Here is a 22,874-nt window from a genome sequence, read left to right on the forward strand (position 1 = left end):
CGGGAAACGGGACGGAATGGACGCCTACGACAAGGGCCCGCGAGAAGGGCCTGTCGGGCCTGACGGGTCCTCTGCGCCGGACGGGGCCGAGGGGCCTTCCGCGCTGGAGGGGGCTGACGGTCCTCCCGCCCCGGACGAGACGGTCGTTCCTCCTGTGTCTTCTAGGGCTGAGGAGACCCCTGTGGCGCAGGAGGCACGCGAGGCAGAGAAGGCGTACGAGCTGCGAGAGGCCCGCGAGCCGCAAGGGGTGTACGAGCTGCGAGAGGCACCCGAGCCGCAAAAGGCACGCGAGTCGCAGGATGCACAGGAGTCGCAGGGGGCACACAGGGCACATCAGCCACAGGACGTTCGTGGGGCGCTCACGGCCGACGAGCCGCCCGTGACGGACGAGGCCCTCGTGAGGGACGGAGCGTCCGCGAAGGCCGAGGCGCACGTGACCGAAGGCCACCCCTCGGCTGACGGCGACCCCCCGCACGCCCCAGCCACCGGAATCGCCGGCCTCCCCCGCGGCTACCAGCTCGCCGCCGCCCTCGCGCTCGCGTTGATCGCCGTCACCGTCTGCGTGCACCTCGGGATGACGTTCCTGCACGTCGCCCCGGCGAACACGGTGAGCAAGGAGCACGGCAAGAAGATCTACGACTGGGTGTATCCGGAGTTCGAGCAGAACTGGAAGCTGTTCGCGCCCAATCCGCTGCAACAGAACGTCGCGGTGCAGGCCCGCGCGCAGCTGCGCACCGCGGACGGCGGCCGTCGGGTCACCGGCTGGTACGACCTGTCGGCGCAGGACGGAGCGGCCATCGACCACAACCTCCTGCCGAGCCACACACAGCAGAACGAACTGCGCCGGGCCTGGGACTTCTTCGTCTCCACGCACGACGCGCAGAATCGTGCCACCGGCCTGCGCGGTGAGATCTCCGAGCGCTACGTCCGCCGCATCGTGCTGCTGCGCATCGACCGGAAGGAGCAGCTCGCGCGCGGGGAAGCGATCGACCAGGTGCAGGTCCGGTCGCGGACGACGGGCGTACGGCCACCGAAGTGGAGCGACGAGAAGACCGACGCCAAGCCGGTGCTCCGGGTGCTGCCGTGGTGGTCGGTGACCGCGGACGACCTGCCGCTCGCCGACGACGCGCGCGCGAGGCGGGCCGTCGCCGCCGAGGGGAGCGCCCGGTGAGCCGTCCGAAGGGGCGCCTGGTGGCGCGTCTCGACCCGCTCGCGCGGGGGCTCCAGCGCGTCACCGCGCAGGCCCTCGGCCCGTACCAGACCGCGGTGGTGCGTATCGGGTTCGCCGCTACGTGGCTGCTGTTCCTGCTGCGCGAACTGCCGTACCGGGACGAGCTGTACGGGCCCGACAGCCCGTGGGCCTGGGACATGGCGCGGCGGCTGATCTCCGAGAACGACGCGTTCACGGTGCTCATGTGGTCCGACACGCAGCTCTGGTTCGAGTGCGTCTACGGCTTCGCCGTGCTCACCAGTGCGCTGCTCCTGGTGGGGTGGCGTACGCGGACCATGTCCGTGCTGTTCATGATCGGCGTTCTGTCCTTGCAGAACCGCAGCATCTTCATGGGCGACGGCGGGGACAACGTCATCCATCTGATGGCGATCTACTTGGTGTTCACGCGCTGCGGACAGGTGTGGTCCCTGGACGCGCGACGGCGTTCACGCGCCGACGCGCGACGGCGCTCACGCGTGCGCGTGGACGATGAGGCGGATCTGCGCGCACACACGCGCGTGGACGATGACGCGGATCGGCACACCCCCGCGCGTGCGGACGATGGCACGGACCCCGGGGGTGGCGCGGAGCGCGTGGACCGGGTGGGCCCCGTGCTGTGGTGGGTGCTCGGGATCGCGCTGGGCCTCGTGACGGGCATGGGGGAACTCGGCTGGTTCTGGCTGGTGCTCTTCTGGGGGCTGTGGGCATCCCAGGGCCTGTGGTGGGCCGCCGGACGGTACGCGCCGCGCGGTGCGCCACAGCTGCTGCTCGACGTCGTGGCCAACCTCGCGCACAACGCGGCCCTGCTCGTGATCATGGTCGAGGCGTGTCTGATCTATGCGACGGCGGGCTGGTACAAGATCCAGGGAAGCCGCTGGCAGGACGGGACGGCGGTCTACTACCCGCTGAACCTGGACTACTTCTCGCCCTGGCCCGCCTTGTCCGACCTGCTGACCTCGCACGGCGTGATGATCATGATCATCACCTATGGGACGGTCATGGTGCAGGTCGCCTTCCCGTTCACGTTGCTCAACCGGCGTGTCAAGAACGTGCTGTTGACGTTGATGATCTGCGAGCACGCCGCCATCGCGGTGGTCCTGGGACTGCCGTTCTTCTCGCTCGCGATGATCGCGGCCGACGCGGTGTTCCTGCCGACGCCGTTCCTGCGGCGGCTGGGCACGTGGGCGGCACGCGCGCGTGGGGCGCTGTCCGCCCGTCTGCCGCTGTCCCGTCTCCCCCGGGGCTCCCGTCCCGACCGGGTTCGTACGAGGCCGGAGACGGGCCCGCAGAGCGGTCAGAGCGTGCAGGAAGGCGCTGAGCACGCGCGCGTAGGCTTCGGTGCATGAGCGGTACGGATGAGGGCGGCGGGCCGGGCACGGCGGACGCGGTGAGCGCGTGGCGCGGGCTCACCGATGCGTCGGTGCTGCTGGACGGCTTTCACGCGCTGAAGCACGCGCTGCGCTTCGGTGCGCGCGTCCCGGTGGCGCTGACCAGTGACAAGGCGGCCGCGCTCGCTCTGGCGGCGGACCTCGCGCCGGACGTCACGGACGCGCTCGACGCGCTGCTCGCCGAGACCGACGACGCGACGCTGCGTGCGCTGGTGCCCCGGCTGCACCCCACGGCGGTGGCCGCCCTCGCGGTCCGTCCGTCGCGTGCCGCCAATCTGGAGGCGCTTGCGCGCCAGCCGAGGACCGCGCCCGTCGTCGTCCTGGACGATCCGCGCAACCTCGGCAACGCCGGGGCGGTGATCCGGCTCGCCGCGGGCTTCGGCGCGACGGGCGTGGTGACGACCGGCACGCTCGACCCCTGGCACCCCACCGTGGTCCGGGGCGGCGCGGGGCTGCACTTCGCCACGGCCGTGGAGCGCCTGGACGTGGACGACCTGCCCGCAGGCCCGGTGTTCGCGCTCGACGCCGAGGGCGAGGACATCCGGGGTCTGAAGCTTCCCGACGACGCCGTCCTCGCCTTCGGGTCCGAGCGCAGCGGCCTGTCCCCCGAGCTGCGTGCCCGAGCCGAGCACCTGGTGTCCCTGCCGATGCGGCCGCGGGTGTCCAGCTACAACCTGGCGACGAGCGTCGGCATGACGCTGTTCCACTGGTCGTCGCTGCACGGGCCGGCGGGCGGGCCGCCGGGGGCGCAGGACTGAGCCTCCGCCCCCGGGGTCGGGCCGCTCCCCGGCCCGGGGCCGCGCTCACGCCTCCTTGCGGATCTCCACCACTCGGAAGCGGTTGGCCACGAAGGCGCTGTCGCACAGCGCAGCGTTCGCCGCCGGGTTGCCGCCGGAGCCGTGGAAGTCCGAGAACGCCGCGGTCTGGTTCACATAGACCCCGCCGGTCAGGTTCAGCGACAGCTGGGCGCTCTCCTCCAGGCAGGCCTCCTCCACGGCGGAGGTGACGTCGTCCGACGTGGTGTACGCGCCGACCGTCATGGCGCCCTTGTCGCGCACCGTGCGCCGCAGCAGGTCCACGGCGTCCGCCGCGGAGTCCACGGCGACGGCGAACGACACCGGGCCGAAGCACTCGCTCAGATACGCGGCCTCGGCGTCCGGCTTCGCGCCGTCCAGCTTCACGATCACCGGGGTGCGCACCACGGCGTCCGGGAACTCCGGGTTGGCGACCTCCCGCGAGGGCAGGGCGACTTCGCCGATGCCGGGCGCGGCGTCCAGGCGGGCCTTCACGTCCGGGTTGACCAGGGCGCCCAGGATGCCGTTGGCCCGGGCGTCGTCGCCCAGGAGGCCGCTGACCGAGGCGGCGAGGTCCGTGACCACCTCGTCGTACGACTTGGGGCCCGCGTCCGTGGAGATGCCCTCGCGCGGGATGAGGAGGTTCTGCGGGGTGGTGCACATCTGGCCGCTGTACAGCGACAGGGAGAAGGCGAGGTTCGCCAGCATGCCCTTGTAGTTGTCGGTCGAGTCGATGACGACCGTGTTGACCCCGGCCTTTTCCGTGTAGACCTGGGCCTGGCGGGCGTGGGTCTCCAGCCAGTCGCCGAAGGTGGTGGAGCCCGTGTAGTCGATGATCTTGATTTCGGGGCGGACGGCGAGGGTCTTGGCGATGCCTTCGCCGGGGCGCTCGGCGGCGAGCGCGGCCAGGTTCGGGTCGAAGCCCGCCTCGGTGAGGACCTCGCGGGCGATCCGCACGGTCAAAGCGAGCGGAAGGACCGCGCGCGGGTGGGGCTTGACCAGGACCGCGTTGCCCGTGGCGAGGGAGGCGAAGAAGCCGGGGTAGCCATTCCACGTCGGGAACGTGTTGCAGCCGATGAGGAGGGCGATGCCGCGGCCCACCGGGGTGAAGCGCTTGGCGAGGACCAGGGGGTCGCGCTTGCCCTGCGGCTTGTGCCACTCGGCGGTGCCGGGGGTGCGGGACTGCTCGGCATACGCATACGCCACCGCCTCCAGGCCGCGGTCCTGGGCGTGCGGGCCGCCCGCCTGGAACGCCATCATGAAGGCCTGGCCGCTGGTGTGCATGACCGCGTGCGCGAACTCGTGCGTGCGGGCGCTGATGCGGGACAGGATCTCCAGGCAGACCGCCGCGCGCGTCTCGGCGCCCGCGTCGCGCCAGGCGCGCAGGCCCGCGCGCATCGCGGGGAGCAGCGTGTCCACGTCCGGGTGCGGATACGTGATGCCCAACTCGGGGCCGAAGGGGGAGACTTCCGCGCCCGTCCAGTCGTCCGTGCCGGGCTGGTCGAGGTCGAAGCGGCCGTGCAGGAGGGACTCGAAGGCGGACTTGCCTTCCGGCAGGCTCAGGCTGCCGTCCTCCCCATAGGCCTTGGGGTGCTCGGGGTGCGGCGACCAGTACGCGCGCGTGCTGATGGCCTCGAGGGCCTGGTCGAGCGTGGGCCGGTGCTTGGCGATCAGCTGGTGCGCGGTGACTTCGGCGGCCATGAGGGACCAACTCCTCGTCGAGTCAGCTCTCCTTCGAGCTGGCGAGCTGGGCAGGGACGGTGGGCAGGAACAGCTGGACAGAGCTAGAGTAACCGAACGATCGGTCGGGACAAGAGGGTCTGCCAAAGCTGTGGAAAACCTCCCCCGCCCACCCCGAACCCCTGGCCAAGACCCTTGTGCGGGAGGATCGCGAGCATGACAGCACTCGATCTCAGCAGCCCGGTCGCCGTGGTCGGCACCGGCACCATGGGCCAGGGCATAGCCCAGGTCGCCCTGGTGGCGGGACACCCGGTGCGGCTGTACGACGCCGCGCCCGGCTTCGCGAAGACGGCGGTCGAGGCGATCACCGCCCGCCTGGACCGGCTCGTGGAGAAGGGCCGGCTCGACGCGGACGCCCGCACGGCCGCCGCCGGCCGCCTCCAGGCGGTCGACGGCCTGGCCGAGCTGGCCGGGTGCGGGCTCGTGGTCGAGGCTGTCCTGGAGCAACTGGACGTCAAACAGCAGCTGTTCCAGGACCTTGAAGGCGTCGTCTCCGAGGACTGTCTGCTCGCCACTAACACCTCGTCCCTGTCCGTGACCGCCATCGCGGGCGCGCTGACCAGGCCCGGCCGCTTCGTGGGCCTGCACTTCTTCAACCCGGCGCCGCTGTTGCCCCTCGTCGAGGTCGTCAGCGGCTTCGCGACCGAGGAGTCGGCCGCCACGCGCGCGTACGCCACGGCGAAGGCCTGGGGCAAGACCCCGGTGCGCTGCGCCGACACCCCCGGGTTCATCGTCAACCGCGTCGCGCGGCCCTACTACGCCGAGGCGCTGCGCGCGTACGAGGAGCGGGTCGCCGATCCGGCGACGATCGACGCCGTGCTGCGCGAGTGCGGCGGCTTCAAGATGGGCCCCTTCGAGCTGACGGACCTCATCGGCCAGGACGTGAACGAGGCCGTCACGCGCTCGGTGTGGGAGTCGTTCTTCCAGGACCCCAAGTTCACCCCGTCCCTCGCCCAGCGCCGCCTCGTCGAGTCGCGCCGCCTGGGGCGCAAGTCGGGGCAGGGCTGGTACGCGTACGGCGACGACGTGCGGCGCGCCGAGCCGCACACCGCCGAGCCCACCGACGCGCCGGCGTCCGTCACCCTGCGCGGCGAGCTGTTCCAGGCCGCGGCTCTGGTCGGGCTCATCGAGGCCGCGGGCATCCGCCTGGACCGCGAGGAGTCCGCGAGCGCGCCGTACCCGGGCTGGATCGAGCTGCCCGGCGGGGCGCGCCTCGCCCTCGTCTCCGGCACCTCCGTGCACGCCATGGCGGAGCCCACGATCGAGTTCGACCTGGCCCTGGACTACGCGAGCGCCACCCGGATCGCGCTCGCCCGTGATGTGCGCGTCAGTGACCAGGACCTCAGCGAGGCCGTGGGCCTCTTCCAGGCGCTCGGCAAGAAGGTCAGCGTCATCCGCGCCACCCCGGGCATGATCGTGGCCCGCACGGTCGCGATGCTCGTCGACTTCGCGCACGACGCCGTCGCGCGTGAGGTGGCCGACGCGGACGACGTCGACACCGCCATGCGTCTGGGCGTCAACTACCCGCGCGGACCGCTCTCCTGGGGAGCCTCACTCGGCCTCTCCTGGGTGGCCGAGTTCCTCGACGACGTGCACAGCGAGTACCCCTCGGGGCGCTACGCCCCCTCTGCGGGGCTGCGCCGCGCGGCCGCTCAGGAGGAGAACGGATGACCACGGCGAGGCGCGACACCTACACCCCGCAGACCCTGCTCGAGGTCGCCGTGCGGGTCTTCAACGAACGCGGTTACGACGGCACGTCCATGGAGCACCTCTCCAAGGCGGCCGGCATCTCCAAGTCGTCGATCTACCACCACGTCGCGGGCAAGGAGGAGCTGTTGCGGCGCGCGGTGAACCGGGCGCTCGACGGGCTCTTCGCCGTCCTCGGAGAGGAGCACGCGCGCGTGGGCAGGGCGGTGGACCGCCTGGAGTACGTCACGCGCCGCACGGTCGAGGTCCTTGTGGCCGAGCTGCCCTATGTGACGCTGCTGCTGCGTGTGCGCGGCAACACCGACACCGAGCGGTGGGCGATGGAGCGGCGCAGGGACTTCGACCACCAGGTCGCGGCGCTCCTCAAGGAGGCCGCGGCGGACGGAGACCTGCGCTCCGACGTCGAGCTGCGCCTGGCCACCAGGCTGCTCTTCGGAATGATCAATTCCATCGTGGAGTGGTACCGACCGGACAGCCGCGGCGCGGCCGACGGCGCGGAAATCGCCGACGCGGTCGTGCAGTTGGCGTTCGCGGGGCTGCGGACGGACGGCTGACGGCCGGCGGTACGCCGACGGCTGAATCCGTCGGTGTACCGCCGGGCGGGAGCGGTCCGCGCCTCAGTCCTGCGTCTCCAGGTCGTCCTCCTCGAAGACCAGGAGCGTGCGCGTGCTGAGGACTTCGGGGATGGCCTGAAGACGGGTGAGGACCAGCTCGCGCAGTGCGCGCGTGTCGGGTGTGTGCACGAGGAGCAGTACGTCGAAGTCGCCGCTCACCAAGGCGATGTGGGACGCCCCCGGCAGCGTGCGCAGCTGGTCGCGGACCGTGCGCCAGGTGTTCTGGACGATCTTCAGGGTGATATACGCGGAAGCGCCCTGGCCTGCCCGTTCGTAGTTGATCCGGGCGCCGAAGCCGCGGATGACGCGGTCCTCGATGAGCCGGTTGATGCGCGCGTAGGCGTTCGCCCGCGACACGTGGACGCGCTCCGCCACGGAACGTATCGAGGCGCGACCGTCCGTGTGCAGGATCTGGAGGATGTCGCGGTCGATGGCGTCCAGCGGGCGGGGCGGTGGTTCCGGAGGGCCACCGTCCTGCCTGTCGGCCATTCGTTCAGCTGCCATGTCCCCCCGCCTCCTTACCATGGACGTAATGCGTCCATCCCAGGCTGTGCAGAACCGTTTGTCCACAGCCTGGAGGTGCCTGTAGCCAAAATGTGCCAACGACCGAACAATCGGTAGGTGAGGCGCATCACATCGCCGCGCCTCTTTTGCAGCTCCCACGAGGAGACCGCTTCCCTCAGCATCCCCCCAGGAGGTGCCGTCATGACGGTCATGGAGCAGCGGGGCGCCTATCGACCTGCCCCGCCCCCCGCATGGCAGCTCAGGACCGACCCTGAGCCGCTGCTGCCCGACGCGGCGCCGTATCGGGTGCTCGGCACCGAGGCCGCGGCCGAGGCCGACGCGCGGCTGCTGCTGCGCCTCCACGCCGAGCTGGTGCGCGGACGGCGGTACAACACGCAGGCGACGGCCCTCACCAAGCAGGGCAGGCTCGCGGTGTACCCCTCCAGCACCGGCCAGGAGGCCTGCGAGGTCGCTGCCGCGCTCGCCCTGGAGGAGCGTGACTGGCTCTTCCCCAGCTATCGGGACACCCTCGCGGCCGTCGCGCGCGGCCTCGACCCGGTGCACGCCTTGACGCTCCTGCGCGGCGACTGGCACACCGGGTACGACCCGCGTGAGCACCGGATAGCGCCCCTGTGCACGCCGCTTGCCACCCAGCTGCCGCACGCCGTGGGCCTCGCCCACGCCGCCCGCCTCAAGGGCGACGACGTGGTCGCGCTCGCCATGGTCGGCGACGGCGGCACCAGCGAGGGCGACTTCCACGAGGCGCTGAACTTCGCCGCCGTGTGGCAGGCCCCGGTGGTCTTCCTCGTGCAGAACAACGGCTTCGCGATCTCCGTACCGCTCGCCAAGCAGACGGCCGCGCCCTCCCTCGCGCACAAGGCAGTCGGCTACGGCATGCCGGGCCGCCTGGTCGACGGGAACGACGCCCTCGCGGTGCACCAGGTGCTCAGCGAGGCCGTGCGGCACGCGCGCGACGGCGGCGGCCCCACCCTCGTGGAAGCCGTGACGTACCGCATGGAGGCGCACACCAACGCGGACGACGCCACGCGCTACCGCGAGGACGACGAGGTCCAGGCCTGGCGCGACCACGACCCGGTCCTGCTCATGGAGCGCGAGCTGACCGCGCGCGGGCTGCTCGACGAAGAGCGCGCCGCCACGGTGCGACAGGACGCCGAGGCGATGGCGGCGGACCTGAGGGAACGGATGAACCAGGACCCCCAGCTCGACCCGATGGACCTGTTCACCCACGTGTACGCCGAGCAGACCTCCCAACTACGCGAGCAGGCCGCCCAGCTGCGGGCCGAGCTGGAGGCCGAGACCGAGTCGGACGGAGCAGCCCGATGACCACTGCCACTGTCGCCGTGAAACCGGCCACCATGGGGCAGGCGCTCGGCCGCGCGCTGCGCGACGCGCTCGCCGAGGACCCCACCGTGCACGTCATGGGCGAGGACGTCGGCACGCTCGGCGGCGTCTTCCGTGTCACCGACGGGCTCGCCGCGGAGTTCGGCGACGACCGCTGTACGGACACGCCGCTGGCCGAGGCGGGCATCCTGGGGACAGCGGTCGGCATGGCGATGTACGGCCTGCGGCCCGTCGTGGAGATGCAGTTCGACGCGTTCGCCTACCCCGCCTTCGAGCAGCTGATCTCGCATGTGGCGCGGATGCGCAACCGCACCAAGGGGACGCTGCCCATGCCGCTCACGATCCGGGTGCCGTACGGCGGCGGGATCGGCGGCGTCGAGCACCACAGCGACTCCTCCGAGGCGTACTACATGGCGACGCCGGGGCTCCATGTCGTCACGCCCGCCACGGTCGCCGACGCCTACGGCCTGCTGCGTGCCGCCATCGCCTCCGACGACCCCGTGGTCTTCCTGGAGCCCAAGCGCCTGTACTGGTCGAAGGCCGAGTGGAATCCCGACACCCCGCAGACGGTCGAGCCGATCGGCAGGGCCGTGGTGCGACGCACCGGGCGCAGCGCCTCTCTGATCACGTACGGCCCGTCCGTGCCGGTCTGTCTGGAGGCGGCGGAGGCGGCGCACGCGGAGGGCTGGGACCTCGAAGTCGTCGACCTGCGCTCGCTGGTGCCGTTCGACGACGAGACGGTGGCCGCGTCCGTGCGGCGCACCGGGCGCGCGGTCGTGGTGCACGAGGCGACCAGCTTCGGGGGGCCCGGCGGGGAGATCGCCGCGCGGATCACCGAGCGCTGCTTCCACCACCTGGAGGCGCCGGTGCTGCGGGTCGCGGGCTTCGACATCCCCTACCCGCCGCCGATGCTGGAGCGGCACCACCTGCCGGGCGTCGACCGCATCCTGGACGCCGTGGCGCGGTTGCAGTGGGAGGCGGAGAGCTGATGGCCCAGGTCCTGGAGTTCAAGCTGCCCGACCTCGGTGAGGGGCTCACCGAGGCGGAGATCACCCGCTGGCTCGTGCAGGTCGGCGACGTGGTCGAAGTGGACCAGCTGGTCGTCGAGGTCGAGACGGCCAAGGCGATGGTCGAGGTCCCGTGCCCGTACGCGGGCGTGGTCACCGCCCGCTTCGGCGAGGAGGGCACCGAGCTGCCGGTGGGGGCACCCCTGCTGACGGTCGCGGTGGGCAGCCCGGCGGTGGGCGCGCCGACCCGGGGCAAAGCCGTGGACGACGCCCTCACCGCGGCGGACGGCGCCCCCGCCCCGGCGGACGAGACGTCGGGGAACGTCCTCGTCGGCTACGGCACAGGAGCGGCCCCCGCCAGGCGGCGGCGGATACGCCCCGCGCGCGGCGTGGCGGCCGCGTCCCCGGCCGCCCGCGCGGAGGCCCCCGTGGAGCCCGGGGCAGGGTCCGGCCGGGCCCCTGGCGCCGAGCGGGCCCCCATGGACGAGGAAGGGCCCGTGCCCGTGATCTCGCCGCTCGTCCGCAAGCTGGCGCGGGAGAACGGCGTGGACCTGCGGGAGTTGGCGGGCTCCGGCCCGGACGGGCTGATCCTGCGAGCCGACGTGGAGGACGTCATGCGGGCGTCGGCGGTCACGGCCGCGCCGCTCGCGGGCCCCGCCCCCGCCTCCGCCGCCGCGCGCACCACGGTGACGGGTGTCGGCGCCACCTTCGGCAGCACCCGGGAAGGCACGCCCGCCACGGGCGCCGCCGCCCCGGGCCGGGCCGCCGCGGGCCGCGCCACCGCGTCCGGTACGCGCGTCCCGCTGCGTGGCGTGCGCGGGGCCGCGGCCGACAAGCTGTCCCGCAGCCGCCGGGAGATACCGGACGCCACCACGTGGGTCGACGCGGACGCGACGGAGCTGATGCACGCGCGCGCGGCGATGAACGCGGCGGGCGGGCCGAAGGTCTCCCTGCTCGCGCTGCTCGCCCGGATCTGCACGGCGGCCCTCGCCCGTTATCCGGAACTCAACTCCACGGTCGACATGGAGGCGCGTGAGGTCGTACAGCTCGCCGAGGTCCACCTCGGCTTCGCCGCGCAGACCGAGCGGGGGCTCGTCGTACCCGTCGTACGGGACGCGCACGCTCGGGACACGGAGTCGCTGAGCGCCGAGCTGGCACGCCTCTCGGAGGCGGGCCGGGCCGGGACGCTCACGCCCGGGGAACTGACGGGGTCCACGTTCACGTTGAACAACTACGGCGTGTTCGGCGTCGACGGGTCCACGCCGATCATCAACCACCCCGAGGCGGCCATGCTCGGCGTCGGCCGGATCGTGCCCAAGCCGTGGGTGCACCAGGGGGAGTTGGCGGTGCGGCAGGTCGTCCAGCTGTCGCTGACCTTCGACCACCGGGTGTGCGACGGCGGCACGGCGGGCGGCTTCCTGCGGTTCGTGGCGGACTGCGTCGAGCAGCCGGCGGTGCTGCTGCGCAAGGTGTGACCAGGTCCCCCGGTGAAGCCTGCCTTCGGGGGCCTCACCGGGTGGCGCCCTCACCCGCCGGGTGCGTACGCCTGTGAGGAACATGAGACCTGAGGGGCACCCGTAGGGGGTGGCGTTGACATCTCGTGCGCCCATACTCGGAAGATGACCTCGGATACGGCCCCCGGCGCGGTGGCGTTCGACGCCGTCGTGCTCGCCGGAGGCCGCGCGGCGCGGCTCGGCGGCGCGGACAAGCCCGGCGTGCGCGTCGGCGGCAGGAAGCTGCTCGACCGTGTCCTCGCCGCCTGCTCCGGCGCGTCGACGACCGTCGTCGTCGCGGCGCCCCGGCCCACCGTGCGGCCCGTGGTGTGGGCCCGCGAGGAGCCCGCGGGCGGCGGGCCCCTGGCCGCGCTCGACGCAGGGCTTCGCCACACCGCGGCCGAGCTGGTCGTGGTGCTCTCCGCCGACCTGCCGTTCCTGCGCGAGGAGACGGTACGCGGCCTCGTCACCGCGGTGGGCTCGGCGGACGGTGCGCTGCTCACCGACCCCGACGGCCGTGACCAGCCACTCGTCGCCGTGTACCGCGGCGCGGTCCTGCGCAGGGAACTCGCGCTGCTCGCGGCAGAGGAGCCCCGCCGCGCGGGCGCCGCGCCCGGGCTCGCCGGCCTGCCGCTGCGGCTGCTCACGGAGCGCCTCGGCCTGGCCCGGATCGCGGAGCCGCTGGCCGCGTTCGACTGCGACACCTGGGACGACATCGCCGCCGCTCGCGCGCGAATCAGGGAGCATGGGCACGTGGTTTTGGATGAATGGATTTCCGCAGTCAAGGACGAACTGGGCATCGACCTCGACGTCGACACCAGCGCCCTCCTCGACCTCGCCCGCGACGCCGCCCACGGGGTGGCCCGGCCGGCCGCGCCGCTGACCACCTTCCTGGTCGGGTACGCGGCGGGGCTCGCCGGGGCGAGCGGCGGGCCGCAGGCCGTCGCGGAGGCGGCCCGCAAGGCGGCGGCGCTCGCCGCCCGCTGGGCGGAGGAAGCGGAGGCCCCCGCCGGGGGCGGGACCCCAAGGCCTGGGCCCGGCGCCCCCGCCGCTGGGGCACCGGGCCCTGCTGCCGGCGCCCCCGCCGGTGCGGCACCGGCCCCTGCTCCTGACACCCCCGCCGGTGCGGCACGGGACGCGTCTTCCGCTACCTCCGCTGGTGCGGCTCCGGACGCGTCTTCCGCTACCTCCGCTGGTGCGGCTCCGGACGCGTCTTCCGCTACCTCCGCCGGTGCGGCTCCGGACGCGTCTTCCGGCACCTCCGCCGGTGCGGCTCCGGCCGCTCCCTCCGGCGCCCCGCGCAACGCCCCGGCCGACGAGAATCCCGGCGCCCGATGAGCGGGAGCCAATCGGCCGACGCCGAACTGGACGAAGCGCTGGCCCTGGTGAACGAGGACCGAGCGGCTTCCCGGGCTGCGGGCGCGCGGCCCGCGCCGGGCTCCCCGGGCGTGCCGCCCGCGCCCGGCCCCCCGGGCGAATCGCCCCTGCCCGCCCCCGGGAGCGCGGCCCCTGCCTCCGGGCCCGCCAGCGACCCGCCCGCCTCCAGCTCCGGCGCCGAATCCGGCCCCACCCCTGGCTCCCAGCCCGGCCCCAGCCCCGCCCCCGTAGGCCCTCCTCCCCCCGGAGCCGAGCCCGCCGCACCCCCCGCCCAAGCGGTGCCCGGCGGCGACCGAGGCCGCCCCCGGGCCACGCCTTGGTCCGAAGCCCGCGTGGTGTCCCGCAAGGCCGGGGTGCCGGTGTCCGCTGACGCGGTGCCGACGCCGTTGGCCGAGGCCCTGGGCCGTGTCCTCGTCTCGCCCCTGACCGCCCTCACCGACCTGCCCTCCTTCGACACCTCGGCGATGGACGGCTGGGCCGTGGCCGGTCCCGGGCCCTGGGCGGTCCTCGCGGACGGCATCCTGGCCGGGCAGGAGCGGGCCGAGCCGCTCGGCGACGGGGAGGCGGTGCGGATCGCCACCGGCGCCCGTATCCCGGGGGACACCACGGCCGTCATCCGCAGCGAGCACGCGCGCGTGGACGACAAGAACAAGCTGCACGCCCAGCGTGAGGTCGTGCCGGGCCAGGACATCCGGCCGCGTGCCCAGGAGTGCCGCACGGGTGACCAACTCCTGCCGCCCGGCGCCCTGGTGACGCCCGCCGTGCTCGGCCTCGCCGCCGCGGCCGGGTACGACGCGCTGCCCGCCGCCCCCCGCCCGCGTGCGGAAATCCTCATCCTGGGTGACGAGTTGCTCACCGAAGGGCTGCCCCAGGAAGGCCGTATCCGGGACGCGCTCGGTCCGATGCTGCCGCCCTGGCTGCGCGCGCTCGGCGCGGACGTGACCGCCGTGCGCCGCCTCGGTGACGACGCGGAAACCCTGTACGAGGCCCTGGCCAGGTCCACGGCGGATGTGATCGTGACGACCGGTGGTACGGCGTCCGGGCCCGTCGACCACGTCCACCCCGCGCTCCGCCGTCTCGGCGCCGAGCTGCTCGTCGACGGGGTCGCGGTACGCCCCGGCCACCCCATGCTCCTCGCCCGCCTGCCCGAGACAGCCCCCGAGACAGTCCCCGGGGAAGCTCCCGGGGGAGCCCCCGAGACAGCCCCCGGGCGAGCCCCGCAGGCACCCCCCACCACACCCCCCAAGCCCCCCACCCGCCACCTCGTAGGCCTCCCCGGCAACCCCCTGGCCGCCGTCTCCGGCCTGCTCACGCTCGCCGAGCCGCTGCTGCGCGGCCTCGCGGGCCGCCCCGCCGTCGAGCCGTACACCGCGCCGCTGCGTGAGGACGTACACGGGCATCCGTACGACACGCGTCTCGTGCCGGTCGTCCTGCGTGCCGAGTACGCGGTGCCGCTGCACTACAACGGCCCCGCGATGCTGCGGGGCATCGCCGTGGCCGACGGGCTCGCGGTGGTGCCGCCGGGTGGGGCGCGGCGTCAGCAAGAGGTGACGGTCCTCGATCTGCCCTGGACCGAACCGGGCGCATCCGTCGGCGGGTTGGGGTCCGACGGCCCTCAAGGCCCCTTCAGCGAGGTGTGTTTCACGTGAAACTGCCCGGCCATGACGCGATCGCGCGCCAAGCCGACGAACACCTCGTCACGCACCGCGTCAAACTCCCCCGACGGGTCGTCGAACGGCCCCTGCGCCAGGTCGGCAAACGCCTGTTGATGGCGTTGTTCGTGCTGGCGTTGACCATCTTCATCGTGTACGTCGACCGCGACGGCTACCACGACAACGCGAACGGGACGATCGACTTCCTCGACGCCTCGTACTACGCCACCGTGACGCTCTCCACCACCGGGTACGGCGACATCGTCCCGCACAGCGACAGCGCGCGGATGGCGAACATCTTCCTGATCACGCCCCTGCGCGTGCTCTTCCTGATCATCCTCGTCGGCACCACGCTGGAAGTGCTGACGGAACGCACCCGTGAGGAATGGCGGCTTTCCCGCTGGAGGTCCAACTTGCGTGACCACACCGTCGTCGTCGGCTTCGGCACCAAGGGTCGTTCCGCGATCCAGACCGTGCAGGCGACGGGACTCAAGCCCGAGCAGGTCGTGATCGTCGACCCCAGCTCGAAGGTCGTGGACGCGGCCACGGCGGAGGGCTACGCGGGAGTCGTCGGCGACGCGACGCGCAGCGATGTGCTGCTGCGGGCGGAGGTGCAGAAGGCCCGCCGGATCATCGTGGCGACCCAGCGCGACGACACGGCCGTCCTGGTCACGCTCACCGCCCGGCAGCTCAACCGGCAGGCGAAGATCGTGGCGGCGGTGCGCGAGGAGGAGAACGCGCCGCTGCTGCGGCAGTCCGGTGCCGACGCCGTCATCACCAGCGCCAGCGCGGCCGGACGGCTGCTCGGCCTCTCGGTGCTCAGCCCGAGCGCGGGCGTGGTCATGGAGGACCTGATCCAGCAGGGCAGCGGGCTCGACCTGGTCGAGCGGCCGGTGATAAAGGCAGAGGTGGGGCGCGGGGTGCGCGAGATGAAGGACCTCGTCGTCAGCGTCGTACGCGGGCACAGGCTGCTCGCGTACGACGATCCCGCGATCGGTGAACTCCAGTTGACGGACCGGCTGATCACGATCGTCCGGGCCTCCCCGGCTCCGGAGCCGCCGGCGACGGAGGTGCGGCGGCCGGGGCGGCCCCTGGACTGAGGAGGCCCGCGCGGGGCGGCCCTGGACCCGGCCCGGCGGGAGGCGGAGCGTGCGCCCTGCCGGGTGCCCGGCCGCCCGGGGGGCGGAGCGCGGGCCCGCCCCACGTGCGCGGCCCCCGAGAGACCCTGCCACCTGCCCCCGCCTCCTCGGTGACCCCGGGGCCCCGCCCCGCCGTCCGGGGGCCCTCGCCGGAGAGGCCCGCGCCCCGCCGTCCGGGGCCCCCGCCGGGAAGGCCCCCCGAGCCCGCCGGGCTGGCCCCCGGCCGGGAAGGCCCGGGCCCGCCCCACTCCGCCCGCCGGGGAGCCCCCCGCCGGCGTCGCGGGAGTAGCCTCGCCCGCATGTATGCGATCACGATCCCCGAATCCGGTGGGCCCGAGGTGCTCCAGTGGGCCGAGGTCCCCGATCCCGTACCCGGTGAGGGCGAAGTCCTCATCGATGTGGCCGCCAGTGCCGTGAACCGTGCCGACCTGCTGCAACGGCAGGGCTTCTACGACCCGCCGCCCGGCGCGTCCCCGTACCCGGGCCTGGAGTGCTCCGGGCGGATCGCCGCGCTCGGCCCCGGCGTCGCGGGCTGGTCGGTGGGCGACGAGGTGTGCGCGCTGCTCGCGGGCGGCGGCTACGCGGAGAAGGTCGCCGTGCCCGCGGGGCAGGTCCTGCCGGTGCCCGAGGGCGTCGACCTCGTCACGGCCGCCGCGCTGCCGGAGGTCACGGCCACGGTCTGGTCGAACGTGTTCATGGTGGCCCATCTGCGCCCCGGCGAGACGCTCCTCGTGCACGGCGGCGCCAGCGGCATCGGCACCATGGCGATCCAGCTCGCGAAGGCCGTCGGCGCGCGCGTGGCGGTGACGGCGGGCAGCAAGGAGAAGCTGGCGTTCTGCGGCGACCTGGGCGCGGACATCCTCATCGACTACCGCGAACAGGACTTCGCCGAGGAGATCCGGCGGGCCACGGGCGGGGCGGGCGCGGACGTGATCCTGGACATCATGGGCGCCAAGTACCTGGAGCGGAACGTGAACTCCCTCGCGGTCAGCGGCCGCCTCGCGATCATCGGCATGCAGGGCGGCGTCAAGGGCGAGCTGAACATCGCCACGCTGCTGCGCAAGCGCGCCGCCGTCACCGCGACCTCGCTGCGGGCCCGGCCGGTCGCGGAGAAGGCCTCGATCGTCGCGGCGGTGCGGGAGCACGTGTGGCCGTTGATCGGGGCGGGCCAGGTGCGGGCCGTGGTGGACCGGACGCTGCCGATGCGGGACGCGGGGGCCGCGCATCAGGTTCTGGAGTCGAGCGGGCACATCGGGAAGGTGCTGCTCACGCGGTAGGCGCCGGGGCGGGGGGCCTGCGGCTCCGAGATGCCGGATGGCGCCTGCCGTGTGACGCTGGCCTCACGCCCGCGATCTTGGCGACCGGCAGCGGGAGGGAGTCGTGCGGTGACGTCATGGCTGTGCCGCGCGCCGCGCGTGGCCCTACCGGTGGTGCTGTGCGCGGTGGTGCTGTGGGCCCCGCACCCGGGGCACGCGGCGGATCCGTCGCCCGCTCCCTCGGCCGCGTACTACGACGAGGCGGCGCTCGCCGGGAGCCGTGCGGGTGAGGGCAGGGCCCGGCCGGGCCGCGCGGAGCCGTTCGTCGTGCCCGATCCGCGGGCCTGGTACGCGCTGCCGCCCCCGGCGGCCCGTGAGCGGCGCGCCGAGCCGACACCGCCGCCTTCCGCGACCGCCGCCGCCGACGTCGCCGAGCCCGCCGCCCGGCGTACGGCGACGGGCCCGCCCTTCCCCGGCCTGCGCGTCCTGCCGCTCGGCGCGGGCCTGGTCCTGATCGGCCTGGGCCTCGGGTTCCTGGGGCTGCGGCTGCGCCGGGGATGACGCCGTACGGCCCCATCACGTCCCCTCGTACACGGTGGATCAGTGGCGAACGGGGGCACCACGGATGTGTGAGCAATGGGTACGAGAGAATGGCGGCATGGAGATGCCGAGGAACGAAAGGTCGCCGGAGAACCCCCAGGTCCTGGTTGTCGGCCAGGACGGCATGGCGCTCGGCGGCGGAGGCGACGACGACGCCCGCGAGGTCCCGGTGACGGACATGGTCGAACAACCCGCGAAGGTCATGCGGATCGGCAGCATGATCAAGCAGCTGCTGGAGGAAGTGCGCGCGGCACCTCTGGACGAGGCGAGCCGGGTGCGCCTGAAGGAGATCCACGCCAGCTCGGTGAAGGAGCTGGAGGACGGCCTCGCGCCCGAGCTGGTGGAGGAACTGGAGCGCCTGTCGCTGCCGTTCACGAACGAGACGACGCCGAGCGACGCGGAGCTGCGCATCGCGCAGGCCCAGTTGGTGGGCTGGCTGGAGGGCCTGTTCCACGGGATCCAGACGACACTGTTCGCCCAGCAGATGGCCGCGCGGGCCCAGTTGGAGCAGATGCGCCGCGCGCTGCCGCCGGGCGTGGGCGGCCACGAGGACGACGAGGAGGGCGGCGGCGTGGCGGGCCGCAGCGGAGGCCCGTACCTCTAGTCTCCGCGGCCGCAGCGGAGGCCCGTACCTCTGGTCTCCGCGCTGTACGCACTGTACGAAGGGGCTCGGTACGCATCCCGCGTACCGGGCCCCTCTGTCCGTGTCCCGGGGCCGGGGCTCAGCCCCACGTCGTGCCCGCGGGCTCCTGGATCGTGGCGTTGATCCGGTTGAACATGTTGGTCACGCCGATGACCAGGATCAGGGCGGACAGCTCCCGCTCGTCGAAGTGGTCGGCGGCCTCGTCCCAGAGGTCGTCGGACACGGCCTGCGCGGAGCGGTCCGCGAGCCGGGTCACGGACTCCGTGAGGGCCAGGGCGGCGCGCTCGGCGTCCGTGAAGAACGGCGCCTCGCGCCAGGCGGTCACCGCGGCGAGCCGCTCGGTGCTCGTCCCGGCCTTGACCAGGTTCGCCGTGTGGCTGTGGACGCAGGCGCTGCACCCGTTGATCTGGCTGGCGCGCAGGCCGACGATCTCCTGGAGTTCCTGCGGAAGTCCGCTCTCGCCGATGGCCTTCATGAGGGTGCCGATGCCCTTGAGGCTGTCGGGAAGGACGAAGGCCGGGTTCTTCATGCGAGCCTGCATGGCTGGTCTCCTCTGTGCCGCTTCGTGCGCCGCTTGGCTTGTCACTTCACTGACGGAGCGGGAGCGGGGAATGTGACCGGTGCGCGGAAGAAACTTCCGGACCGGCCGCGCACGGTGGCGTGAGGAGGCGGCGGGGGCGCTACGAGGGGTTGCCCGTGGAGATCTGGAAGGTGATCTCCACGTTCTTGGGGTCGACGTCGGAGCCCGCCTTGGGGATCTGCCCCATGACGGTGTCCTCGCCGTACGTGTTCTCGTCGACCTTCTGCTTGTCGTAGTTCCACCCGGCCGCCTGGAGGCAGGAGAGGACCGACCGCCAGTCCTGGTAGGTGAAGTCGGGCAGCTTGATCTTCTTCGGGTCGTTGTACGCCGTGTCCGGCTCCGTGCACTCCGTCTTCTCGACGGTCTTCGTGCGGTCCGGGCCGCGGTGCCCGGCCACCGGCTTCTTCGTCTCCTTGGAGCCACCGCCGTCGCCGTCGTCGCCGTTCAGGGAGATGGCGGTGATCACGCCGCCGATGGCGAGCAGGGCGACGACGATCGAGCCGATGACGACCGGCATGGTCCGCTTGCCGCCGCCCGAGCCGCCCGATCCGCCCCGGCCGCCGGTCGGCGCCGCCGTGGCGGGCTGCGGGGAGAGGGTGTACGGAGGCGGGGTCTGGGCCGCGTGCGGCGCCGGGGCGTAGGCGTTGGTGGGCGCGGGGGTCGGGAAGCCCTGCTGCGGATAGCCGTACCCGGGCTGCGGGGTGGGGGCTGCCGGGGTCGCGGGGCCGTAGGGGCCGGGGCCCGGCTGGTACGGCGTCTGGACGCTGCCCTGCGCCTGCGGGTTCGCCGCGTCGACCGGCGGGAAGACGGCGGAGCCGACGCCCGCGCCGCTCGCGGTCTGCGCGCCCGGGACGATGCTGGGGGCCGCCGCGTGGAAGGACTGGGCGACGCGCAGGCACTCGTCCCGCATGGCCTCGGCGGTCGGGAAGCGCTCGTTCGGGTTCTTCTTGAGCGCGCGGGCGACCAGGGCGTCCACGGCCGGGGGCAGCGAGCGGTTGACGGAGGACGGGGCGACCGGCTCCTCCTGGACGTGCGCGTACGCGATGGCGAGCGGCGAGTCCGCCTCGAAGGGCAGGCGGCCGGTCACGAGCTGGAACAGCATGATGCCGACCGAGTACAGGTCGGAGCGGGCGTCGACGCCGCGGCCGAGGGCCTGCTCGGGCGAGAGGTACTGCGGGGTGCCGACGACCATGCCGGTCTGCGTCATGGAGGTGACGCCGGACTGCATGGCGCGGGCGATGCCGAAGTCCATGACCTTGACGACGTTCCGCTTCGTCATCATCACGTTGCCGGGTTTGATGTCGCGGTGGACCAGGCCCATCTCGTGGCTGATCTCCAGGGCCGCGAGCACATCGGCGGTGATCTTCAACGCCTGGTCGGTGGGCATCGCGCCCTGCCGGCGGATCGCGGCGTCCAGGACGGAGCCGAGGGGCTTGCCCTCCACGTACTCCATGACGATGTACGGCATGGTCGACCCGCCAAGGTCGTCCTCGCCGGTGTCGAAGACCGACACGATGTTCGTGTGCGTGAGCTTGGCCACGGACTGGGCCTCGCGCCGGAAGCGCTCACGGAAGGACTGCTCGCGGCCCAGCTCGGTGTGGAGTGTCTTGATCGCGACCTGTCGGTCCAGCACCGTGTCGTACGCGAGATGCACCGAGGCCATGCCGCCCTCGCCGAGCAGATCGCGCAGCTGATAGCGGCCGCCGGCCAGTGAACTGCCCGCGTACCGGCCCTGAGCGCCGTCCTGGCTCATGTCGTGCGTCCCCCATCGGCGCGGACGCGAGACGGCGCCGCGGCTGTGACTGTGGCTATGGGTTGCGACCGAAGACGTCTGGAAGACGGTGATCGATCCGCTATTCCTGGCCAAGTCTGCCCGAGGGGGATGCCACGTCAAGCTCGGTGCCCGTTCCGTGACCGTACGCGCAAGAAGAGTCTCGTAAGCGTTACAAGTTTGCCCCGAGGGGCGGTCGGCGGGTTTGATGGCCGGTCCACCTCGGACCGGCATGCCGCGCGAAGGCTGTAGCGTGGCACGGCGGAGTACCCCGTACCGCTCCTATCACGTATCCGGTACACGCCCTCCACGGGCGGACCACGATCAGAACGACGGCGAGGACCGATGGCACAGACGCAGCGCGCTCAGGGCCCGTCCGACCCCGAGGCGAGTGGCGGCGGTATGTCAGACGTGCCCGAGATGTGGGGGAACGGCGGTCTTGTCGGAGATGGTAGGTATCGCCTGACCCACCGGCTCGGCCGCGGTGGCATGGCCGAGGTGTTCGCCGCGGAGGACGTACGCCTTGGCCGCACGGTCGCGGTCAAGCTGCTGCGCGCCGACCTCGCCGAGGACCCGGTGTCCAAGGCCCGCTTCACGCGCGAGGCGCAGTCGGTCGCCGGCCTGAACCACCACGCGGTCGTCGGGGTCTACGACTCCGGCGAGGACTTCATCGGCGGGAACTCCGTCCCGTACATCGTGATGGAGCTGGTCGAGGGCCGCACCATCCGCGATCTGCTGATCAACGCGGAGGCGCCAGGGCCCGAGCAGGCGCTGATCATCGTGTCGGGCGTCCTGGAGGCGCTCGCCTACTCGCACCAGCACGGCATCGTGCACCGCGACATCAAGCCCGCGAACGTCTCGATCACCAACACCGGCGCGGTGAAGGTGATGGACTTCGGCATCGCGCGCGCCCTGCACGGCGCGTCCACGACGATGACGCAGACCGGCATGGTCATGGGCACGCCCCAGTACCTGTCGCCCGAGCAGGCGCTCGGCAAGGCCGTCGACCACCGGTCCGACCTGTACGCGACGGGCTGTCTGCTGTACGAACTGCTCGCGCTGCGGCCGCCGTTCACCGGCGAGACCCCCCTGTCGGTGGTCTACCAGCACGTCCAGGACACGCCCGTGCCGCCGTCCGAGGTGTCCGACGCGGCGCCGCCGGAGCTGGACGGGCTCGTCATGCGGTCCCTCGCCAAGGACCCCGACGACCGCTTCCAGACCGCTGAAGAGATGCGCGGCCTGATCCAGTACGGGCTCCAGATGCTCGCCGAGCAGGGCAGCCACACGGGGACCTGGAACACCGGGCCCGTGGAGGCCGTCCACGGCCACGAGGGCGCGCACACCCCGGCGATGGGCATGGCGGGCACCACCGCGATGCCGCACCCCGGGGACAGCGGCACCCAGCAGATCCCGAGCCCCATGCTGCGGCCCCCGGGCGGCGACGACGGCGGCTTCGACGGCGGTCACCGGGACGGTGGCGGCCGGGGCCGCGCGGGCAAGGTGTGGATCCTGGCCGTGCTCGCGGTGATCGCGGTCGCGGTGGGCGTCGCGTTCGCGCTGTCCGGGAGCGACAACGACGGCAAGAAGGACGGCGGGCCGTCGAAGACGCCGTCGACGAAGCAGTCGCAGGAGAAGAAGCCGAGCAAGAGCGCGGACGACGACGAGACGGCGGACAACAACACGCAGCCCGGTGACAGCACCACCGGGGGGCAGAACGACTATCCGCAGCAGACGACCCGGCCGACCCACCAGCCGACCCAGCCGACGACGCGGCCGACCCAGCCGACGAATCCGCCGACGGAGCCGACGGATCCGCCCACCGACCCCACGGACCCGCCGACCGACCCCTCGGACCCGCCCACCGAGCCGTCCGACCCGGTCTCGCCGCCGGACGACGGCGGGAACGACGGCGGCACCGAGGGCGGCGAGGGCTCCGACTCGGAGTGACCTCGGCCCGCCACGAAGAACCGTAAGGGACCTCCGGCTCAGCCCACCGAGGGAGGGCCTCCGGCTCAGCCCACCGAGGGAGGGACCTCC

At 73.0% G+C, this 22,874-nt stretch carries 18 protein-coding genes and 1 pseudogene; 15 read left to right on the plus strand and 4 right to left on the minus strand.

The features are described from left to right. Positions 1–379 precede the first annotated feature (379 nt). The 3 genes from AC07GB_RS04145 to AC07GB_RS04155 are packed head-to-tail and all read left to right on the plus strand — an operon-like array spanning position 380 to position 3,356. Positions 380–1,171, plus strand: a complete 792-nt coding sequence (locus tag AC07GB_RS04145; protein WP_478841648.1) for a DUF5819 family protein — start codon at positions 380–382, stop codon at positions 1,169–1,171. Then, the gene (locus tag AC07GB_RS04150; RefSeq protein WP_478841649.1) at positions 1,168–2,556 is read left to right on the plus strand and encodes an HTTM domain-containing protein; all 1,389 of its coding nucleotides are present in this window, start codon (positions 1,168–1,170) and stop codon (positions 2,554–2,556) included. The genes AC07GB_RS04145 and AC07GB_RS04150 overlap by 4 nt, the downstream gene beginning before the upstream one ends. After that, positions 2,553–3,356 (plus strand): TrmH family RNA methyltransferase, encoded by an 804-nt coding sequence (locus AC07GB_RS04155; RefSeq protein WP_478841650.1) that lies wholly within the window; start codon positions 2,553–2,555, stop codon positions 3,354–3,356. The genes AC07GB_RS04150 and AC07GB_RS04155 overlap by 4 nt, the downstream gene beginning before the upstream one ends. A gap of 45 nt (positions 3,357–3,401) precedes the next feature. Here the strand turns inward: AC07GB_RS04155 and paaN are convergent, their stop codons facing one another. Beyond that, positions 3,402–5,093, minus strand: a complete 1,692-nt coding sequence (gene paaN, locus AC07GB_RS04160) for a phenylacetic acid degradation protein PaaN (RefSeq protein WP_478841651.1) — start codon at positions 5,091–5,093, stop codon at positions 3,402–3,404. A 195-nt stretch (positions 5,094–5,288) separates the two neighbouring features. Between paaN and AC07GB_RS04165 the strand changes: the two genes are divergently transcribed. Then, a complete protein-coding gene (locus AC07GB_RS04165; RefSeq protein WP_478841652.1) occupies positions 5,289–6,803 on the plus strand; it encodes a 3-hydroxyacyl-CoA dehydrogenase in 1,515 nt (504 codons plus the stop codon). After that, on the plus strand, positions 6,800–7,393 hold the full coding sequence (locus AC07GB_RS04170; RefSeq protein WP_478841653.1) for a TetR/AcrR family transcriptional regulator: 594 nt from the start codon (positions 6,800–6,802) through the stop codon (positions 7,391–7,393). The genes AC07GB_RS04165 and AC07GB_RS04170 overlap by 4 nt, the downstream gene beginning before the upstream one ends. Positions 7,394–7,456: 63 nt before the next feature. On the opposite strand, the gene AC07GB_RS04175 is transcribed toward AC07GB_RS04170, so the two are convergent. Beyond that, positions 7,457–7,942: an Lrp/AsnC family transcriptional regulator gene (locus AC07GB_RS04175; RefSeq protein WP_478841770.1), complete on the minus strand. Its 486-nt coding sequence runs from the start codon at positions 7,940–7,942 to the stop codon at positions 7,457–7,459. A gap of 216 nt (positions 7,943–8,158) precedes the next feature. On the opposite strand from AC07GB_RS04175, the gene pdhA reads away from it, so the two are divergent. The 9 genes and pseudogenes from pdhA (at position 8,159) to AC07GB_RS04220 (ending at position 18,447) form a co-directional block, all read left to right on the plus strand. Next, positions 8,159–9,301 carry a pyruvate dehydrogenase (acetyl-transferring) E1 component subunit alpha gene (pdhA, locus tag AC07GB_RS04180; RefSeq protein ID WP_478841654.1) on the plus strand — a complete coding sequence of 381 codons (1,143 nt, stop codon included), beginning with the start codon at positions 8,159–8,161 and terminating at the stop codon, positions 9,299–9,301. After that, complete coding sequence (locus AC07GB_RS04185) at positions 9,298–10,308, plus strand: alpha-ketoacid dehydrogenase subunit beta (protein ID WP_478841655.1); 1,011 nt, start codon at positions 9,298–9,300, stop codon at positions 10,306–10,308. Before pdhA ends, AC07GB_RS04185 begins: the two co-directional genes overlap by 4 nt. Beyond that, positions 10,308–11,801, plus strand: a complete 1,494-nt coding sequence (locus AC07GB_RS04190; protein ID WP_478841656.1) for a dihydrolipoamide acetyltransferase family protein — start codon at positions 10,308–10,310, stop codon at positions 11,799–11,801. The genes AC07GB_RS04185 and AC07GB_RS04190 overlap by 1 nt, the downstream gene beginning before the upstream one ends. Positions 11,802–11,945: 144 nt before the next feature. Beyond that, positions 11,946–12,947, plus strand: a pseudogene (locus AC07GB_RS04195) (DUF6457 domain-containing protein); the annotation flags it as partial. 206 nt (positions 12,948–13,153) lie between these two features. Continuing rightward, positions 13,154–14,845 carry a molybdopterin molybdotransferase MoeA gene (locus AC07GB_RS04200; protein WP_478841657.1) on the plus strand — a complete coding sequence of 564 codons (1,692 nt, stop codon included), beginning with the start codon at positions 13,154–13,156 and terminating at the stop codon, positions 14,843–14,845. Next, positions 14,842–15,948, plus strand: a complete 1,107-nt coding sequence (locus tag AC07GB_RS04205) for a potassium channel family protein (RefSeq protein WP_478841658.1) — start codon at positions 14,842–14,844, stop codon at positions 15,946–15,948. The genes AC07GB_RS04200 and AC07GB_RS04205 overlap by 4 nt, the downstream gene beginning before the upstream one ends. A 338-nt stretch (positions 15,949–16,286) precedes the next feature. Further along, positions 16,287–17,264, plus strand: coding sequence for an NAD(P)H-quinone oxidoreductase (locus AC07GB_RS04210; protein ID WP_478841659.1), 978 nt, complete (start codon positions 16,287–16,289; stop codon positions 17,262–17,264). 108 nt (positions 17,265–17,372) lie between these two features. After that, positions 17,373–17,804 carry a hypothetical protein gene (locus AC07GB_RS04215; RefSeq protein ID WP_478841660.1) on the plus strand — a complete coding sequence of 144 codons (432 nt, stop codon included), beginning with the start codon at positions 17,373–17,375 and terminating at the stop codon, positions 17,802–17,804. 97 nt (positions 17,805–17,901) lie between these two features. After that, positions 17,902–18,447: a bacterial proteasome activator family protein gene (locus tag AC07GB_RS04220; RefSeq protein WP_478841661.1), complete on the plus strand. Its 546-nt coding sequence runs from the start codon at positions 17,902–17,904 to the stop codon at positions 18,445–18,447. A gap of 118 nt (positions 18,448–18,565) precedes the next feature. On the opposite strand, the gene AC07GB_RS04225 is transcribed toward AC07GB_RS04220, so the two are convergent. Together AC07GB_RS04225 and AC07GB_RS04230 are read right to left on the minus strand one after the other, a co-directional pair. Continuing rightward, positions 18,566–19,027: a carboxymuconolactone decarboxylase family protein gene (locus AC07GB_RS04225; protein ID WP_478841662.1), complete on the minus strand. Its 462-nt coding sequence runs from the start codon at positions 19,025–19,027 to the stop codon at positions 18,566–18,568. A 139-nt stretch (positions 19,028–19,166) separates the two neighbouring features. Beyond that, positions 19,167–20,819 (minus strand): protein kinase domain-containing protein, encoded by a 1,653-nt coding sequence (locus tag AC07GB_RS04230; RefSeq protein WP_478841663.1) that lies wholly within the window; start codon positions 20,817–20,819, stop codon positions 19,167–19,169. A gap of 363 nt (positions 20,820–21,182) precedes the next feature. On the opposite strand from AC07GB_RS04230, the gene AC07GB_RS04235 reads away from it, so the two are divergent. Beyond that, positions 21,183–22,784, plus strand: coding sequence for a protein kinase domain-containing protein (locus AC07GB_RS04235; RefSeq protein WP_478841664.1), 1,602 nt, complete (start codon positions 21,183–21,185; stop codon positions 22,782–22,784). Positions 22,785–22,874: the final 90 nt, after the last annotated feature.

The sequence above is a fragment of the Streptomyces sp. NPDC045778 genome, from assembly GCF_056431945.1.